17 protein-coding genes are annotated in these 17,988 nt (G+C 59.1%); 11 read left to right on the top strand and 6 right to left on the bottom strand.

The window, feature by feature from the left end; all coding sequences use genetic code 11:
- Positions 1-20: 20 nt before the first annotated feature.
- The gene (gene ilvA, locus CA51_RS25005; RefSeq protein WP_145123829.1) at positions 21-1,544 is read left to right on the top strand and encodes a threonine ammonia-lyase, biosynthetic; all 1,524 of its coding nucleotides are present in this window, start codon (positions 21-23) and stop codon (positions 1,542-1,544) included.
- A gap of 177 nt (positions 1,545-1,721) precedes the next feature.
- Here ilvA and CA51_RS25000 read toward each other — a convergent pair whose 3' ends face one another.
- Complete coding sequence (locus CA51_RS25000) at positions 1,722-1,994, bottom strand: hypothetical protein (RefSeq protein ID WP_145123828.1); 273 nt, start codon at positions 1,992-1,994, stop codon at positions 1,722-1,724.
- 97 nt (positions 1,995-2,091) lie between these two features.
- The gene (locus tag CA51_RS24995; RefSeq protein ID WP_145123827.1) at positions 2,092-3,222 is read right to left on the bottom strand and encodes a pyridoxal phosphate-dependent aminotransferase; all 1,131 of its coding nucleotides are present in this window, start codon (positions 3,220-3,222) and stop codon (positions 2,092-2,094) included.
- A gap of 164 nt (positions 3,223-3,386) precedes the next feature.
- Between CA51_RS24995 and CA51_RS24990 the strand changes: the two genes are divergently transcribed.
- Positions 3,387-3,950 carry a DUF4416 family protein gene (locus tag CA51_RS24990; protein WP_145123826.1) on the top strand — a complete coding sequence of 188 codons (564 nt, stop codon included), beginning with the start codon at positions 3,387-3,389 and terminating at the stop codon, positions 3,948-3,950.
- Here CA51_RS24990 and CA51_RS24985 read toward each other — a convergent pair.
- The 3 genes from CA51_RS24985 to CA51_RS24975 form a co-directional block, all read right to left on the bottom strand.
- Positions 3,913-4,833, bottom strand: coding sequence for a hypothetical protein (locus CA51_RS24985; RefSeq protein ID WP_145123825.1), 921 nt, complete (start codon positions 4,831-4,833; stop codon positions 3,913-3,915). The two genes, CA51_RS24990 and CA51_RS24985, sit on opposite strands and share 38 nt — an antisense overlap.
- Position 4,834: 1 nt before the next feature.
- On the bottom strand, positions 4,835-5,437 hold the full coding sequence (locus tag CA51_RS24980) for a YceI family protein (RefSeq protein ID WP_145123824.1): 603 nt from the start codon (positions 5,435-5,437) through the stop codon (positions 4,835-4,837).
- Between the two features lie 154 nt (positions 5,438-5,591).
- Positions 5,592-7,166 (bottom strand): 3-keto-disaccharide hydrolase, encoded by a 1,575-nt coding sequence (locus CA51_RS24975; RefSeq protein ID WP_145123823.1) that lies wholly within the window; start codon positions 7,164-7,166, stop codon positions 5,592-5,594.
- Between the two features lie 106 nt (positions 7,167-7,272).
- Here CA51_RS24975 and CA51_RS24970 point away from each other — a divergent pair, with 106 nt between their 5' ends.
- The 9 genes from CA51_RS24970 (at position 7,273) to CA51_RS24930 (ending at position 16,388) form a co-directional block, all read left to right on the top strand.
- Positions 7,273-9,276 carry a BatA domain-containing protein gene (locus CA51_RS24970; RefSeq protein WP_145123822.1) on the top strand — a complete coding sequence of 668 codons (2,004 nt, stop codon included), beginning with the start codon at positions 7,273-7,275 and terminating at the stop codon, positions 9,274-9,276.
- A gap of 551 nt (positions 9,277-9,827) precedes the next feature.
- Complete coding sequence (locus tag CA51_RS24965; protein WP_145123821.1) at positions 9,828-10,319, top strand: hypothetical protein; 492 nt, start codon at positions 9,828-9,830, stop codon at positions 10,317-10,319.
- 66 nt (positions 10,320-10,385) lie between these two features.
- Entirely contained in the window at positions 10,386-12,629 is a 2,244-nt protein-coding gene (locus CA51_RS24960; protein ID WP_145123820.1) for a vWA domain-containing protein, read from the top strand.
- A 186-nt stretch (positions 12,630-12,815) separates the two neighbouring features.
- Entirely contained in the window at positions 12,816-13,112 is a 297-nt protein-coding gene (locus tag CA51_RS24955) for a flagellar FlbD family protein (RefSeq protein WP_231745887.1), read from the top strand.
- A 39-nt stretch (positions 13,113-13,151) separates the two neighbouring features.
- Positions 13,152-13,913 (top strand): motility protein A, encoded by a 762-nt coding sequence (locus tag CA51_RS24950; RefSeq protein WP_145123819.1) that lies wholly within the window; start codon positions 13,152-13,154, stop codon positions 13,911-13,913.
- A 31-nt stretch (positions 13,914-13,944) separates the two neighbouring features.
- Positions 13,945-14,724, top strand: a complete 780-nt coding sequence (locus CA51_RS24945; RefSeq protein ID WP_145123818.1) for an OmpA/MotB family protein — start codon at positions 13,945-13,947, stop codon at positions 14,722-14,724.
- A gap of 2 nt (positions 14,725-14,726) precedes the next feature.
- A complete protein-coding gene (locus tag CA51_RS24940; RefSeq protein WP_145123817.1) occupies positions 14,727-15,278 on the top strand; it encodes a dihydrolipoamide acetyltransferase in 552 nt (183 codons plus the stop codon).
- A 24-nt stretch (positions 15,279-15,302) separates the two neighbouring features.
- Entirely contained in the window at positions 15,303-15,758 is a 456-nt protein-coding gene (gene fliN / locus CA51_RS24935; protein WP_231745886.1) for a flagellar motor switch protein FliN, read from the top strand.
- Positions 15,759-15,761: 3 nt separating this feature from the next.
- Positions 15,762-16,388 carry a FliO/MopB family protein gene (locus CA51_RS24930; RefSeq protein WP_145123816.1) on the top strand — a complete coding sequence of 209 codons (627 nt, stop codon included), beginning with the start codon at positions 15,762-15,764 and terminating at the stop codon, positions 16,386-16,388.
- An 18-nt stretch (positions 16,389-16,406) separates the two neighbouring features.
- On the opposite strand, the gene CA51_RS24925 is transcribed toward CA51_RS24930, so the two are convergent.
- A complete protein-coding gene (locus CA51_RS24925; protein WP_145123815.1) occupies positions 16,407-17,696 on the bottom strand; it encodes a toxin-antitoxin system YwqK family antitoxin in 1,290 nt (429 codons plus the stop codon).
- Positions 17,697-17,988 lie beyond the last annotated feature (292 nt).

Raw genomic sequence — 17,988 nt, 5'->3', positions numbered from 1 at the left:
GATGTGAATTGAGAGAGCCAATGACGGATAAACGCTTGTTGGGATACTTGCAACGGATACTCAACGCCCGGGTCTACGATGTCGCGATCGAATCGCCATTGGAACGAGCGAACAAATTGTCCGCGCGGCTCGGCAACCAGGTCTGGCTGAAACGCGAGGATACACAGCCGGTCCACAGTTTCAAATTGCGTGGCGCGTACAACAAAATGTCGCGACTCTCTTCGGCGGAACTGGCTCGCGGCGTGGTTTGTGCTTCGGCGGGAAACCATGCGCAAGGCGTTGCGCTCAGCGCCCGCCAGCTAGGCTGCCAAGCTGTCGTCGTGATGCCGGTGACAACACCGAAATTGAAGTCCGACGCCGTCCGCGACTTGGGTGCCCAGATCGTCCTGCATGGGGACAGTTATTCCGACGCGTATTTGCACGCTCTGGAGCTCGAACAGCAACATGGATATGTCTTTGTGCATCCGTTTGATGACCCCGATGTGATCGCGGGTCAGGGAACGATCGGGATGGAAATCCTGCGTCAGCATCAGCATCCGATCCATGCCGTGTTTGTGGCGATCGGCGGTGGCGGGCTGATCTCGGGCGTCGCTGCCTATATCAAAGCGGTTCGCCCCGAGATCAAAGTCATCGGCGTTCAGATGGGTGATTCCGATGCGATGATCCAATCGATCGATGCCGGCAGCGTCGTCCCGCTGCACGACGTGGGACTCTTTTCAGACGGCACGGCGGTTAAAGTTGTTGGAACCGAAACGTTCCGATTGACGCGGGAATTGGTCGATGGTTTTGTGTCCGTCGATACCGACGCGGTCTGTGCAGCCATCAAAGATGCCTTTGAAGATACCCGCAGCATCTTGGAACCGGCTGGGGCGATGGGGATCGCCGGAATGAAGCAGTACATCGCGCAGCACGGCCTACAAGGCGAAAGTCTGGTGGCGATCACCTGTGGCGCCAACATGAACTTCGACCGGCTGCGGTTTGTTGCCGAACGAGCTGAAGCGGGTGAAGAACGCGAGGCACTGCTGGCGGTCACGATTCCCGAACAGCGCGGCAGCTTCAAGCGATTGTGCCAGACCATTGGGCAGCGGAATGTCACCGAGTTCAGCTACCGCATCTCGGATGAACGCGAAGCCCATGTGTTGGTCGGTCTAGCGATCAGCAGCCGTGGGGAACTGCCCGAAATTCAACAGTCGCTCGCCACCGAAGGCTTCGCCGCGTTGGACCTCAAGGATGATGAACTGGCCAAAGAACACTTGCGTTACATGGTCGGTGGCCGCAGCCGGCTTGTGGGAAACGAGCGGCTGTACCGCTTCGAATTCCCCGAGCGTCCCGGCGCGCTGGTCCGTTTTCTGTCCAGCATGCACCCCAGCTGGAACATCAGCCTGTTCCATTACCGCAATCAAGGCGCCGATTACGGCAGGATCCTGGTAGGCATCCAGGTTCCCGATGCAGAACTGCAGGCCTTTGCCGACTTCATCGACACCTTGGGTTACCGCTACGCCGACGAAACGGCCAACCCGGTCTATCATCTCTTCTTACGATGATCCACGGTGCGCTACGCCTTGGGGCCCGATCGAGCTAATGGCTTTCCGGGAACTCCGCGATCGACTCCAATTGCGATTGGACCGGATCGAGCCACCGGGCGGCTTGTTCCGATGAGTGATGCGTTGCCCACCACAAAGCGTTTCGCTGGACGTCGGCCCGAGCCTGCGGCAGAATAATCAGGCGGTGGTTCGCTGCGGCAGGCTGAGATTTGCCCGAATCCCTTCGAAGGCTTCGTCGACCGAAGTCCCTTCGCCGGCTTCCATCTCTGCAATCCCCAGCGCGATCGCTTCTCGGTCTTGCTGACGACGCAACGCCTCCATCGCCTGTCGATGAATTTCAGCATCGACGACGAAATATATGCGGTTGCTGTCGGGATCGACAACTTCCAATCCGTTGCTGCCGTTAGCATGCAACGCATCCGATAAGTCTTTCGAAAGCTTGAGAGTCATAACAAAAGTTTACCACAAAGCCCGGAAGTCGCGGGCAAAAACATTGGCTAAACAGTTTGTCGACTCGAGGCATCCGCCGCCACGATCGGCTGGCACTCTACGCCTTGGGGCCCGATCGGGCAAGTTGCTTAAGGACTTCGATGCCGCGATCGATCGTCTGGTCGCTGGCGGCGTAGGAGATTCGGAAGTGGGTGTCGCGACCGCTGAAGATCCCGCCGGGGATGATCAACAGCCCCGCCGCGATTGCCGCTTCGACAAACGTCGTTCCCGTTCCCCATGGGACTTTCGGGAAGATGTAAAACGCGCCGCCCGGGACTTCGATTTCGTAGTCGTCTTTCAGGGCGTCGATGATCCGGTCGCGTTTGCCTTGATATTGTTGGCGGTAGTCGTCGACATCGACGTCGATCGCTTCGAGCGCCGCCCATTGAGCCGGCTGCGGGGCGCAGACAAACGAATATTGCTGCAACTTGGTCATCGTCTCGACGACTTCGGTCGGGCCGTGGACAAATCCAACCCGCCATCCGGTCATCGCGTGACTTTTGCTGAAGCCATCGATCACGATCGTTTGATCGTTGAATTCGGCCGGCGAAATGAAGCGGTCGGCGTAACAGAAGCGGCTGTAGATCTCGTCGGATACCAATGCGATCCCACGCTCGGCAGCCAGCGCCGCCAGCTCTCGTTGCTCCTGTTCGGTCGCGATCACACCCGTCGGATTACCGGGGCTGTTCAACAGGATCATCTTGGTGCGAGGCGTGATCGCATCGGCGACCTTTTGGATGTCGATCTTAAAGTCGGGATAGGTGTCGATCGGAACCGGCACGCCACCGACCAGCTTGATCAACGGCGGATACATCACAAAAAAGGGATCGAAGAAGATCACTTCGTCGCCCGGATTGACCATCGCAAACATCGACAGCACCAACCCGCCGCTGGTGCCGCTGGTCACGAAGACCTTGCGATCGGCATGCCCGTATTGGGCGTCCAGCTGCGATTGCAGTTTATCGCGCAGCGGTGCGATCCCTTGGGTTTGGGAGTAGGCGTTTTTGCCGGAGTTGATCGCAGCGATGCAGGCTTGCTTGACCGGGTCGGGGACATCGAAGTCGGGTTGACCGATCGACAGGTTAATTGGATCCTTCAGCGTGGCCGCCAGATCGAAGACGCGGCGGATGCCGCTGCTGTCGAAAGCCGCCGTGCGATCCGCCAGCCAAGGGTGCGTTGATTTGGTCATCGGGAAAAAGGCCTTTGTTCTGCTGCAGATCGGTCGATGCCACGCGGGGCACCTTCGCGTCGATCGAAACGGATCGTGTCATTTCAGGTCGAACGAAGTCGCGAGGGTTCGTCGACCGGGTACTTCAAAACGTCTATTCTATCCAAGAAAAGGTCGGTTCAGTAATGGGTGTTGTGCGAATGCCAGAGAGCGTGATGCCGTTGTGCGCGATCACCACGCGATACGACGACGCGCTCGATTGGTCAGTCGAAACGTTTGCCGCCGCCGGGTTCCAGGTCCGGCTGAAGAGCGAGTTGTTTGCCTTCGACATGACCAATTATTACCAAGCCGAGATGGGCAACGATCTGAAGAAACAGATCTTCGCCTTTGAACCGCTCCGCGATCCGCAACAGCTTGCCGATTGGAAGCTGCTGACCAATCAATGGGAGCTCGATTTCAAGGCGCAGAACAGCTATCCCGAAGACCGCCCGTTGAATCTCGATTCGGGCTACCTCACGCTGGCCAAGTTTGTTCTGGCCACGACCAAAGACCGCGACCATCGGCTGTATCTCCGCGACGGCATCTTTGCCGAGGTCACGATGTCGTTCACCGGCGGCAGCTGGAAGGTGCATCCATGGACCTACCCCGATTACCAAACCGAGCCGGCGATGAACTTCTTGAACGCCGCGCGCGAGGAACTGAAGGCGTTGTTTAAAGAAGCGCGTCGAGCTGAATCGGAGAAGCGTTAAGTCGTTGCGGGAGTTGCCGCATGCTGTAGTCCATCTCTTCGGAACCGGCTTCGGCGGCGATCGCTAGGCCGACCGCGATGCCAAGCAGCAAGATCGGCAGCGCCAATCGAACGACGACGCCTTTAAAACCTTCGCTGCGAGAGAGTGGTCCGGCGAGACTGGCGAACAACGCCAGCGGTGCCAGCGGAATCAACAGGTACGTTGCCAAAGGCACTTCGCTGAACGAATTGACTCGCCCGATCAACAACGCCCCCGCGGTCAGCACCGCGACAGCAAAACCGCAGCCGACCAACGACGTCTTCGTCGGGCGAAACCAGGCGAGGAGCGTCAGTCCAAACATCGCCGCTGCACCGGCCAAGGCAATCTGAGCGAAACGTAGGCTGCCCGAGAGAGCCAACGCCACGGCGGCAGCGCTGAGCGTCATCCAAAGCGTTGCGGGCAACAGAGGTCCCGGGATCCGCCGAGCCAACGATTCCAAACCGCCGGCCAGGCAAGCGATATAGATCGCCAAGACGCTGGCATGGACCGCCCACGACGGCTGCAGATCGTCCCAGTCGGGGACTAAGAACCAGGCGACCACGCCGCCCATGAGCGCAAACATCAGCCAGCGTTCGACGGCATGTACACCCTCGGCCGCGGCGATCGGTCCGGCGACCGATGCGATCAGCAGCGCGTAGGGGAGCCAGTGCCAGTGCGATTCCGCTGCCCAGGGCCCGAGCGCGAGCATCGCGTATCCGGCGAGAAAGCCGAGCGTCAACGCGGCAGCAGAAGCGTAGCGAGATCCGACCCGTTCGGGCAATACACGCGATGCTGTAACAAAGGAAAGCACCGCAACCACGGCGGGCAAGCACCCGCCGTAGAGGATGTCCTGGATCGAGAACACGTTAGCGTCCCGCCGCTTCGGTCGGCTGGCCGATGGCAACTGTCATCTGGACATCGTTGCTCACCTTGCCTTGACCGTAGTTCATTCCGAACTGCGTGCGATCGATTTTGAATTTACTGTGCAGCGTTAGCCCTTCGGCGGAGACGTCGACCGAAACGGGAATCTTGATCGACTTCGTCGCCTTCAGCAGCGTCAGATCACCGGTGACGATGTAGTTCCCTTCACCCGAACCGGCGGCGACGGAAGTCGATTGGAACGAAGCCTTTGGATATTCGCGGACGTCGAAGAAGTCGGAGTTCTTCAGGTGTCCGGTCAGCTTGGGGATCTCGGTAAACAGCGATCCGGTTTCGATCTCCCAAGCGATCGATTGCAGCGAGCCATCGGCGGCGACCTTCGCTTGGCCCGTAAACTTGCCGAAGCCACCCTTGCGCGGATCGGGCTTGTCCCCTTCGTGCGTGCCAACAAAATCGATCCGCGAATTCGCGGGAGAGATCGCTGCGGTGCCGGCCTGCAGAGCGACAGGCTTCAGAGTTGTCGCGGTCGCTTGAGCGAAACAGGTGGTCGAGAGTAGGCAGATTCCAAGCAGGGAGGCGATTTTTTTCATCGTGGAGCTTTCGTTAAAGGAATGGCCTCGATCCAGTCAAACCAATCGAGGGCCGATCATTATAAAGGGCTGGTCCAGCCCGTCGCGACATCCCCCGATTTGAATCGATCCGCTCGCCCCTGGCCACTCTCGCCCGGCAAAACGCTCGCCCGGCCTACTCCTGCGTTTCTTCCGCCGCCTCTGGCTTCGCCTCTTCCTTGACTTCTGGCTTCGCTTCTTCCTTGGCTTCCGGTTTTGCCTCTTCCTTCACCTCGGGCTTTTTCTCTTCTTTCGCTTCCTCTTTCGCCTCGGGCTGTGGCTCTTCTTTCGCTTCAGGCTTTGCCTCTTCCTTCGGCTCTTCCTTGGCTTCTTCCGTCGATTCGGGTTGCACTTCTGCTTTGGCTTCGGGCTTCGCTTCTTCGACGGGGGCGGCGAGGGTTGCGACGGCCAGTTGGCGGATGTGGATATCGGTCGTCGGATCGTGAGCTTGCAGCATCAACGTACCGGCTTCCAGGCGTTGACCCTTGCGTGGGTTGGCGTCGGGGGCGCGATCGTCGCTCCATTCGCTGACCTGCAGTCCGTTGACCCACGTCGCCATCGTCGATCCATCGGCGATCAACAGCATCGAAAACCATTCCTGATCGTCGGCGGCAACGATCCGAGCATCCTTGCGACGGAAGAATCCGCCGGTTCCGCAATCGGCCGGGAACATCGGATCGCCTTCGATCGTGGCGTTAGAGATCTGGCATTCGTATCCCATCATCACGTCGCCGGGAATGCAGCGGAAGAAGATCCCCGAATTCAAAGCTGCCGCGTTGGTGCGGACTTCGGCCAGCAGGGCAAAGTCGTCGTATTGAGCCTTCGATTCCAGTTGAGCCCGACCGCCGGTGATCTGCATCCCGTCGTCGGTCATCTGGTAATCCCCTTCCATCTCGGGATAGCGGACCCAGTGGTCTTCGATCTTCTCGGAGATCAACGAATCGAGTCCCAGCGGTCGGACGCGGATATCGCGAAACGCTGCCGGGCCGCCGTTGTATTGCAGACCGATCAAGCCGGCGGGCAATGGGTTGGGATCGACGAAGTTGAGGATTTCCACGCCGTCGAGCTTCACGTTGACGGTCGCACCTTCGACGCGAATGTCGTATCGATGCCACACGTCGTAATCGAATGCGGCGATGTCGGCGCTGCTTTTCGGTTCCCGCTGCACCAAGCTGCCGGTCGGGAAGGGGTTGTCGACCGAAGCGATATTCAATTCATAGCAGTCGACCGTCGGATCGGTTGGGAACAGGTTCGTTCGCAGAAAAACGCCGCTGTTGGTTTCGGGAGAGGCTTTGAATTCCAGCGACAGTTGATAATCGCGCCAACGCGTGGTGGTGCAGATCAGCCCCTTTTCGCCGTCATCGACACTCAGCACCCCATCGTCGATCTGCCAGTTCGCTTGGCTAGCGATCTGCCATCCAAAGAAGGTTTGGCCGTCGAACAGTCGCACCCAACCTTGGCTCGCCTGTTCGGCGGGCAAGCGGTTGGCTAGCAGCTGGTCGGCGTCCATCACGATCACGCCCGGCTGCGATTCGGGATCATCCATCGCGGCAGTCGCTTCCGATTCGGCTGGCGCGTCCGATGCGGGAGCCTTTTCGACCGCTTCGGCTGGCGTTTCCTCGGGCCGATCGGCGGGCTCGCTCTTGCATCCCACGACGGTCCCGATCAGGGCGATCAGAAACAATACCTTGAAGCTGCTAGTGTTATTCATTGCAATTTGAGAGAATTGGAAATGGAGTCGACGCCAGCAAGCCGGTGCTTGTGGTATTGCGAAGCAGTCTATTTTCTTTGAAACCCCCTTCTCGACAACCAACACGATGGGAAATGAGCTGCTTTTTTTAGGCCTTTTTACAAGCAGCTGGATGTTGCTGTGGGCGGCCGCAGCAGCGATTCCGATCGTGTTGCATCTGCTTTCGCGTCGCCAGCGGCGTTCGATCCGCTGGGCTGCAGTCCAGTTTGTGATCGCGGCGCAACAGAAATCGCAGCGAAAGTTTCGACTGTGGCAATGGCTGCTGTTGGCCTTGCGGGTGCTGGCAATCGTGCTGTTTGCGATCGCGCTCGCCGATCCGGTGATCGATGCTTCGGCGGACGTTCCGCTCGATCGCAGGCCGCGTTTGCAGATCCTAGTGATTGACGGATCGATGTCGATGAAGACGCGCCACGACGACGGAACGCGGTGGTCCGACGCGATCGCTGCGGCGACCCGGCGGTGCGACGATGCGCACCCCGGCGACGGGTTCCTGTTGCTGCAGGCAAGTGCCCAAAACGACTGGATCGTCGATACGATCACCTATGATCCAGTCGAGATGCAGCAAACGCTGGCGTCGCTGCAACCGACCGACAGCGAAACCGCATTTGGCCTGGCGATCGAAAACGTCTCTCGGCGGATCGATGAAATCAACAGCGATCGGTTGTGGTCGGGCGACGTCGAGGTCGCGATCTTCGCCGATCTGCAAGCTCTTTCCTGGCGAAGCGTCCCTGCGCAGACGAAACTCTCGCCACATGCGAGTTGGGCGATCGTCGACGTCGGCAACCGCGATGTCGATAACTCGCACATCGACGCCTTCCACGCCGATCCCGGATTTTTTGTAGCTCAGCAACCGCTGCAACTCCACAGCCGGATCGCGCGATCACCGCAGAGTGGCAGCGATCCGATGTTGGTTCAGTTATTGGTCGACGACGTGGTCCGGGAGAGTCGCCGGATCGCGATCGATCCGGGTGCTCGCAGCGATGTCGCGTGGCAGGTCGCGTTGCCGGCCGGGGAACATGTGCTGGCGGTTAAGATTCCCGACGACGATTTGAACGCCGACAACATCCGACGCCTGGTGGTCGAGATGCGGTCGCAGTTGCGAGTGGCTTGCATCGGTGCCGACGCGGCGGCGACGCGGTTTGTCGCGACCGCGCTGCGGAGCGGCACGGCCGGGCAATTGGATGTCCAACAGATCGCCTCGCAGCGGCTGAGCCAATTGCCGCCGGATGGCTTCGATTTCATCGTGTTATGCGATTGGGGACCGCTGCGCAGCGAGGACGCTCGCTGGCTGCGATCTTATCTGCGGCAGGGGCACAGCGCGATGCTGTGGCTTGGCCCGGGCATCGACCCGCAAACGTTTAACCGAGAATTTTCATCGGGCGATCCGGGCGATCCGCTTTCGATCGGGCGTATCGAATCGCTCGCCGACGTCGATCAATATCCAATCGATCCCAAAGGATACAGCCATCGGATCAGCAAACCGTTTCAATCGCATCCCGACAGCGGATTGATCACGACGCCGATCTTTCGCTACTGGAAGATCGATCCGGCGGCAGACTCGAGTATCGAAACAGTCCTTGGCATCGGCGATGGCGATCCGCTGTTATTGTCCAAACGGCTCGCGTCGGGAGCTCATCTGTTGGTCATGGCAACAGCCGTCAATCCGCAAGCTGGCGCCGACGGCGAAGCTTGGAATGCAATCGCTCTATGGCCCAGCTTCATCCCGTTGATGCAGGAATCGGTTGCGGTAACGCAGACCGAAACCGGTGCGGCTGACACTACGGATGGTTCCACATCGCGCGATGCGGGCGTCTATCCAGTCGAGCGCGACGGGAAAACGGTTGGCCGGTTTGTCATCAATCCGCCGGTGGCGGAGAGCGACCTTGCGATGATCGAGACCGCACAACTGCCGGAGCGGTTGCGTGGAGCCGACGATGGGGCGGTCGAAGCGAAACCAGAACCGCAAGCTTTGGAAACGACGGGGGTGCCGCTGTTCCAAATTGTGCTGGCCTGTTTGATTGGATGTTTGGTGGCGGAATCGTGGGGCAGCCGTCAGTTGCGACTGCGTTAGTTGGTTTGCGAGCGCCACAGCGGACCGACGGTCGGGCGATTTGCGATCCATGGTTGCTGTAGCAACGAAAAGAGCGAGTGATCTCCAAAAGTTGGTGACCACTCGCTCGGAAGGGGCGAATCGCATTTGTCGACGCATCCGTCGGTTCCGTCTGAGTTAGGGGCATAACTCAGACGGTCCAACATGTGGATGCGGCGACACTATATTAAAAAGACAAATTCCATTTCATCGAGTAGTTCCTCCGGTAGCGTGCAAACATTGAAGACTCTTGAAGACAGTGAAAACTCAGGGTTTCGCGGCACCGGGGAATAGAATCCGATGGGGAGCAACGGGTTTCCATTTCGATCGGTTGCCGTGTTAACCTGATGCTTGTAATAATCGGACCGACCACGGAATGTGTTGTAGCGATTTCCACCCTTTTAGAGGCAATGGGATCGCACGCCACGGAATTATAGAAACGATTGACATACCTTGCTTAGCTTGCCTAGGGTTGCTTTGCCTGGTCGCATGCAACTTGCCTTAATTCGCTTTCATGAGGACTGAATTCTAAAGTGCCCAAAAAATCACCGCGACGCGAAGATGCCGCGTCCGCTTCCACAACATCCGCTTCCGAATCGTCGACCGCCGCCGCCGCTCCCGAGACCAGTGATGCCGCCGACGCGGCAACCGCCACAGAGGACCAAACCGACGCGCCACTCAGCGACGAAGATAAACCGAGCGACGACGAAGCCGAGGCTGGCGGCGACGAGAACCTTCCGAGCGAGAGCGACGAGGTGGAGGCGACCGAACCGGAAGTTGGCGGCGGCAGCGGTTCGCTGCTGGACGACGTGCAGGCGTTCTTCGACCAGCGGGAACAATTGGCGCAGCGTTTGACCGACGAGATCGAAGCGACTCAGGCGAAGCTTGCCGAACTGCAAGAAACGCTCGCCCAATTGCATCCCGAACGGAGCGGCAGCGCGGGGAAAGAGCGGCGTCCGAAGAAGGCGAAGAAACCGGCGGTTCGCAATTCCGGCAGCGCTGCCGAAGCGAAGCCCGATGCGTAATCGCTCGCCGAGATCGCCGGCCTCTTGGAATCCGCCAGACGCCAAACTGTGGGAACGTTTCAACGGATGATATTAGCCGTCGACATCAGCTGGGAATTGCAACACGCTTGGCCGCTGCCAGCGTGGGGGCTGGCGGTGTTGTTCCTGGCGATCGCCGGTTGGACGACGTGGTTGTTGGTCGCCCAGCAGCTCGCGTGGCGGAAGACCGTTGTGTTGTCGACGCTGCGGCTGGCCGCTTTGGCTGGGCTGTTTCTGATGCTTGGCGGTTGGCGGCTCTCGTTTTTCGAGACCGATCTGCCCGATCTGCTGATGCTGGTCGACGATTCGGCCAGCATGCAGTTGCCCGCGGGTGACTCGGCCAGCGACGTCGGGATCAATCGGTTGGCTCGCGCCCAAAGATTGTTGGCCGAGCCCGATTGGGTGCAGGCGCTCGAGCAACGGTATCGCTTAAAGATGTACGCGGTCAGCGAACAGATCCGCCCGATGGGTTCGGTCGCCGAACTGCAAGCCGATGGTCAATCGAGTCGCTTGGGAGACGGGCTGCTGCAGTTGACCAATGCCCAACGCGGTCGTTCGACGGCGGCGGTCGTCTTGATGTCCGACGGGATCGTTACCGACGGTGCCAGTTTGCGCGTCGCAGCCGATCGATTGGCGGCGCAGAACATTCCGCTGTGGACCGTCGGCTTAGGCGGGGAGCAACCGCCGCCGGAGCTTGCGATCGACGAAGTTGTTGCCGACGACCGGGCGTTCCTGGGGGATGAAGTGCAGGTTCGCGTGCTGCTGCGTGGCACCGCGCCAGCGGGAAGCGAGGTTGCTGTCGAGCTGCGCGATCGCGATTCCGATGCGCTGCTGGCTCGCCAACAAGTGCGGATGGAAACGTCGCCGACGCGGACCGTCGTTCCGCTGACCTTCACCGCCGATCGACCGGGAATCTGGAATCTGCAGGTGGTTGTGCCGCCGATCGATGGCGAAATCTTTACCGACAACAATCGCAAGCCGATGCGACTGGTGGTTCGCGACGAACCGATCGGCGTGCTGCTGATCGCTCAACAGCCGAGCTACGAGTTCCGTTTTCTAAAGCACTTGTTGGAACGGGCTCAAGGACAAGGCAACGCGGCGGAAAATCTGATCCGCTTGACCAGCGTGCTGCAGGATGGCGACCCACGTTATGCCGAACAGGATCGTTCGGCGGCCGCGCTGCCACCGGTCAAGCCGGACGAATTGGAAGCCTTGGACGTGGTGATCTTATGCGATGCCGACGTCGACCAGTTGGGCGAATTGATGCTCGGTCAGATCGACGAACTGGTGCGATCCCGCGGGACGGGACTGGTTGTTGTCGCTGGCCCGGAGAACCGGTTGGCGATTCCCAACGGATCGGCGTTGGCCGATCTGATCCCGGTCGATCCCCGCGGCTTGCAAGCTCCCGCCGGTCCGCAATCGCGGCCGCTGGTGGTCGAGCGAACGCGGTTGGGGCAAGCCGCCGGCGACCTGCCGCTGCCCGCCGGGATCCAGTGGTCGCAACTGCCGCCGCTGTATTGGCTGATGCGATCCGCCGAGCTCAAGCCAGCCGCACAGGTGATCCTGGCGACCGGCGACTCGCCTCAGCAGACAGCTTCGTTGCCGGTGGTTGTAAGCCAAGTTGTTGGGGCTGGGCAGGTCTGGCTGCAGTTGAGCGACGAGTCGTTTCGTTGGCTGAGCGGATCGTCGGCGCACAACCTCCACGAACGCTATTGGTTGCAAGTCGTCCGGAAATTGGCTCGCCGCAAACGGACCGACGTCATCGAATCGGCTCGCCTGCAGGTTTCGGGGAGTCGGTTTACCGAAGGGCAACCGTTGCCGATCGAGTTGACGCTGCCCAAATCGGAGAGTCCGCGACAGGCTCGTGTCGCGATCGGCCGCGATGGCGATTCGCCGCGATTGGAGACGTTGTATCCGACAAGCGATCCGCAGTTGCTGCGGGGGACGGCCAACGATCTGCCACCGGGCGACTATTGGATCCGGTTGATCGACCCTGTGCTGGCCCAACCGCCCGACCCGGTCGCGGTGCGGATCGAATCGCCATCGAGCGAATTTCTGGAGGGACACGCGGCGTTGATCGCGATGGATGAAGCGAGCCGGATCAGCGGCGGCAAATTGCTGACGGCGGAACAGGCGGCGGAATCGCTGTTGGCCGAATTGCCTGCCGGGCGAACGATCCGGCTCCGCGAACTTCCCTCTCGCCCGATCTGGAATCATTGGGCTGCCGCCGCGCTGGTTGTCGCTTTGCTGAGTGGCGAGTGGATCTTGCGACGCCGCTGGGGACTCGCCTGAGTCACGGTGCAACGGATTGTGATTCGTGTGGTCGGTTGGGACGACTGATCGCTGCGACCGGTACAACCACGATAAACCAACGCCTTGCTGTCGGCTGGTGATCGTTGGCTTCGCAGCATCGTGGACAATTCTTCTCGATCGCGGTGCATTTGGGCCAGCGTGTTCTACAGTTGATCAGAGGCTTCGATGTTGTATTTGGGCATCATCGACCAAGTGACTCCGCATGGCGACGCGAACAATGCGTCGACGCATCGATCGGCAAAACTATCCATGATCAAGCTCACGCGAATTGATGGGGAAGCATTCATCTTGAATGCCGAACTGATTCGTTATGTCGAGAATCGCCCCGACACGTTCGTGACCCTGACCACGGGGGAACGTTTCATCGTGCGAGAGTCGATGGATGAAGTCGTCGATCGAGCGATTGGTTATCAACAGCAAAAGCAACTGCTGCCGACAATGTCTCCTCATTGCGGCGCGTAATTCGTCCTTTTTGATTCGGAACAGACGGCACCCCCGACTATGGATATTGCAAGTCTCATCGGCGTGATCTTGGCCTTGGGCCTGATCTTGGGCTCGATCGCACTTGGTTCAGCGCCGTTTAGCGCCTTCATCGACCTCCCTTCGTTCCTCGTTGTGATCGGTGGTGCGGTGGCGGCTGCGTTGATCTGTTTCCCGATGAAAAACATGGTCGGTTCGCCGATGGTGGCGATGAAGGTCTTCTTAAATAAGGCTCCCGATCTGCAAGCGTTGATCAAACAGATCGTCGAGTTGGCTGAAACGGCCCGCCGCGATGGGCTGCTGGCGTTGGAGAGCAAGATCGCCGATGTCGATCATCCGCTGGTGAAAGCCGGTTTGCAGATGGCTGTCGATGGCAGCACTCCCGAAGGTGTCGAAGAGGTGTTGCGAACCGAGGTCAGCGCGATCGCGATTCGCCATAAAGATGGCAAAGCCGTGATGGATCAACTGGGACGTTTCGCACCGGCCTACGGAATGATCGGAACCCTGATGGGGCTGATCATGATGTTGAGCAACATGTCCGACCCTTCGAGCATTGGTGCCGGTATGGCGGTCGCGTTGATCACCACGCTTTACGGAGCGATCGTGGCCAACGTCTTCTTCTCACCGTTTGCGGAGAAGTTGGGTTTGATCAGTCGCCAGGAAATGGTCTCGATGGAGATCGCGATCCGCGGCGTGTTGGCGATCCAATCGGGCGAAAGTCCTCGAGCGATCGAACAGAAACTGCGGACCTACCTGCCGCCAAAACAACGCGACTCAGAATAGACACCTTTTAGGTCAACGGGATAGATTCGAAATGGACGATGACGGCGGTGGTGATGACGCAGCAGCGATCCCAGAATGGGTCGTCACGTTTGGCGATATGATGTCGTTGCTGTTGACATTTTTTATCATGTTGGTATCGCTCAGCGAGATCAAGGAAGAGGATAAGTACCAGGCGCTTGTCGAATCGATGCGGCAGCAATTTGGTCACGAACGGTCGATGGAAAGCATGTCGCCGGGCGAAGCCAAGCCTCGCGAAACGGCTTTCGAAGTCCTCGCGACGATGGGCCGCGCCAAGCGACTCGATTCACACAACGGCGGCGTCAAAGCGAAAGCGCCCGTCGGCGAACAACCGACGGTGCGGATCATCCGTCCAGGGCGTTTGACCGCCGTGGGGACTGTCGTCTTCTTTCCCGAGGGAGAGGCGGAATTGGGGGCCGACGCAAAAGCGGCTCTCGATGGGATCGCTGATGAACTCAAAGGCAAGCCGCAGAAGATCGAGATCCGCGGGCATACGTCGGCGCGGACGGCCGCTAAAGCTGTCTCGATTCGCCAGCCGATGAATCTCGCCTATTCGCGAGCCGTCCAGGTCTACGACTATTTAGTAAATCATCACCAGATCGATCCGCGACGCTGCCGTATCGCCGCGGCGGCTGACAGCGAACCGATGAGCGTCGCTGCCGACCCGGCAAAGCAGCAGCAGAACCCGCGGGTCGAAGTCTTCCTGTTGGACGAGACGGTTTCCGATCTGATTGGAACCAACGTCGAACGTCAAAAGAACATCATTCCTGAATCCGGACAGGAGAGGCAATAACGATGGCAGACAACAACGAAAACGTCGAAGGCGAAGAGACACCGCCTGCGGCTCCCAAAAGCAAGAAGCTGATGATCGTCGGGTTTGTTTCCGCGGTTGTGATCGTCGAGACGCTGCTGTTCTTCTTCATGGTCCCGTCGGCTGATGAAGTGGCCGCGATGGCCGAATCGCAGCTGATCGAAGAGGTCCAAAACGAAAGCGAAGTCGAGATCAAAAAGGAAGACGACGAAAAGAAGGTGATCGAATTCCAGCTGGGGTCGTTTGGCGAAACCTTTTCTCCGCTGGGAACCGAGCGGCAGTACGCGGTCGAATTCCGTTTGTTTGGGACGTTGCGTCAGAAGAACAAAGAGATGATGACCAAGGAATTTGAGGAAAAGGAGGGCCGGCTGCAGCACGGGATCCGAATGGTCGTGCGGAATTCGCGGCTGGAGGAACTGCAGGACAATCAATTGGGCTTGATCGAACGGCGTATTTTGACGACATGTAATGCCCTGCTGGAAGAACCGATCCTGCTGTCGGTCGGTTTCAAGCAATACAAAGTTCGCGAAGAATGATAGCAACCTAGCGAAGGCCGTTCGATGTCAGATGATGGATCGCAGACTCAGAACCCGCCGCCGTCGACCGATTCTGGCGGGGGCGACGATGCCCGGTCGACTGCCGGAATGGAGCAGTTGCTCGATCAGGCACAGGCCGATCTAGCGGCTGCCGATGGACCGGCGGCACCGACCGCGGCCAATCCCCAACCTTTTCCGCTGGACGAACTGCAAAGCGAAGCGGGGACCGACGATCTCGTTTCGCTGAATATCCTCAGCGATGTCGATCTCGATCTGCGGATCGAACTTGGCCGCACCCACATGCGACTCGAAGATGTGCTGCAGCTGCGCAGCGGATCGGTTGTTGCATTGGACCGCTTGGCCGGCGATCCAGTCGATGTGTTTGTCAACGATCGCCTGGTCGCGCGCGGCGAAGTCTTGGTGCTGAACGAAAGTTTCTGCGTTCGGGTCACCGAACTGGTCAGCGGAGGCAACGCCTGAACGATGTTGCGATACACCGCTTTGCTGCTGCTGACACTACTCGGAATGCTGCCCGTTGCGGCGCAAGAGCCTTTGCCACGCGTGGTTTCGAATCCAAGTTATTCGATCCAACCGCTGAACGAACCGGCGGCCGCGGAACCTCGGGAAGCGGCGGCGCGGACCTCGATCCCGTTGCCTCCGGCAGGCAGTAGCGCCGATCCGACCGCCCCCGAAGATAAAGCCTCTACCGGACCGATGTTCACCGTGATTAGCAGCCTGGCGATTGTGCTTGGCTTGTTCTGTGGATTCGTCTGGCTGTCTCGCAAGACATCCGGACGCCAAGGCGGAGCGCTCGATAAAGAGCTGTTTTCGGTGCTCGGCACATCGCAGATCGATCCCCGCCACCAAGCGGCTTTGGTGAAGTGCGGCGATCGCGTGTTGTTGGTCGCGTTGACGCAGACCGGCGTCACGACGTTGACCGAATTCACCGAACCGGGCGAAGTCAACGACCTGCTGGCTCGCGCCACCGGCAAGGCCCGAGCGACCTTTGCCGAAGCGATGAAAGATGCCGGCGATGGTAAGACCGCCAGTGGGTTTCTCGATTCCCAGTCGGCCCCGCGACGCAGTCTGTTCAGTCACAGCGCGTCGTAGGTCCGTGGTCTCGGTCCGCTAACGCTGCACCCGACGCTGGTTGCTAGCAGAGCTAGGCCGCTTCGGAGTTGGTGCTGGCGTGCGATTTCTCGCGATGTCCGATTGGTTGGCTTCGCTGTAGTTCTGCCGTTTGGCAACTTTGCCATCGGGCGTCCAACTGGTCCATTGCCCTTCGGGAGCTCCGTTGGCGTAACTTCCCTCGGCGCGACGCATCCCGTTGGCATGCCACCAGGCCCATGCACCCGAAGGGGCTCCGTCTTGGTAGAAGCCTTGGGTTTCGCGTTGGCCGTTTTCATACCAGCTGGAAAATTCGCCGGTCAAACGCCCCTCGGCATACGTTCCCGTCGACTTCTTCTGGCCGTTGGGGTGATATTCGACAAAGCCGCCATGTTTCAAACGCTTGCCCGAAGTCTCGTAGACCGCCGGCTTGGCATTCCACCAATCGTCGCGTTGTTTCAGTGTCTGTTGAGCCGAAAGGTAGCGGATGTCGGCTTTCGGTTGTTGGCTCTTGTAGCGTTCGATTTCGCGTTCGACTCGCCGCCCATCCTGGAATGTGTAGCTTGTTAGTTCGGCGCCGGCGTCGTCGTATTCGGCCATCACCCCTTCGAGCATTCCGTCGCGGTAGTTGGCGATATACATCCGCTCGCCACCGGGATGATGCCAGACGGCTTGGCCGTGCCGCAGCCCATTGCGAAACGGAATCTCGCTGACGATCTTGCCATCGGCGTCGCTGATGATCCAACTGCCGTGCAGTTGCCCGTGAGCGAAGGTCGCCTTGGAGACAAACGGGGCTTCGAATTCGTTGTACGGGTAAGCGCTTAATAAGCTAGCGTCGGCGGTTGCGTAAACACGCCGCCATTCGCCGTGTCGGTTGCCCATCTGGAAGTGCCCTTCGGCGATCGGGCTGCCGGCGGGATTGTACATCCGGAAGGTGCCGTTGTTGACGAAGTTGCCGTGTTCGTCCTGCATCACGCTCCGTTCGACTCGGACCGATCCGTCGTCGTATCGCTCGCGAACGATTTCGCCATCGCTAGCATCTTCGGCTACGGGGACGCTTGGATTGATGGTTAGTTGGTTGTTTGTTTCCTGGAATCGCTGAGCGACGTAGGGCGTGATCGCCTCTGGTTCCGCCACGGCGGGAAGATTTTCAGGCGATTCTGGCTCGCTTGTCGGAGCAAAGATCGCCGGGAAATCGCCCGATGGGATCAGAACGCTTTCATCCCCATCGAGGTTGCTCAGCGTGCAGAGCGAAACACTTCCAAACAGAATGCAATGGATTGCGAAACGGGTCGCCGATCGATTCTTCATGAGATTCCTCGTCCAGTTTTTACAGGGGCAATGCGGGAGGTGTGCGGTCTGGTTCGCATGGATCGGGGGTGGCAAGGCTGCGACCTGCAGAAGGTGCTTTGGCCGAGCATGCTATCGATTGATTTAATCCGCTAGCAGCGAACCCTTGTTTAGCTACACATCAATTCGTCGACTATGGAATCGGACATCCATGACTTCCTTTTCTTCGGCTGCGATAGTCGCCAAAATCGACAAAGATTAACCGCGTTGCTAGCACGCCCCGAACTTGAATCAAAGTTTCGATTTTTCCTAA

The organism is Rosistilla oblonga (assembly GCF_007751715.1).
Lineage (GTDB): Bacteria > Planctomycetota > Planctomycetia > Pirellulales > Pirellulaceae > Rosistilla > Rosistilla oblonga.
This window is presented reverse-complemented; position numbering and strand designations above follow the sequence as displayed.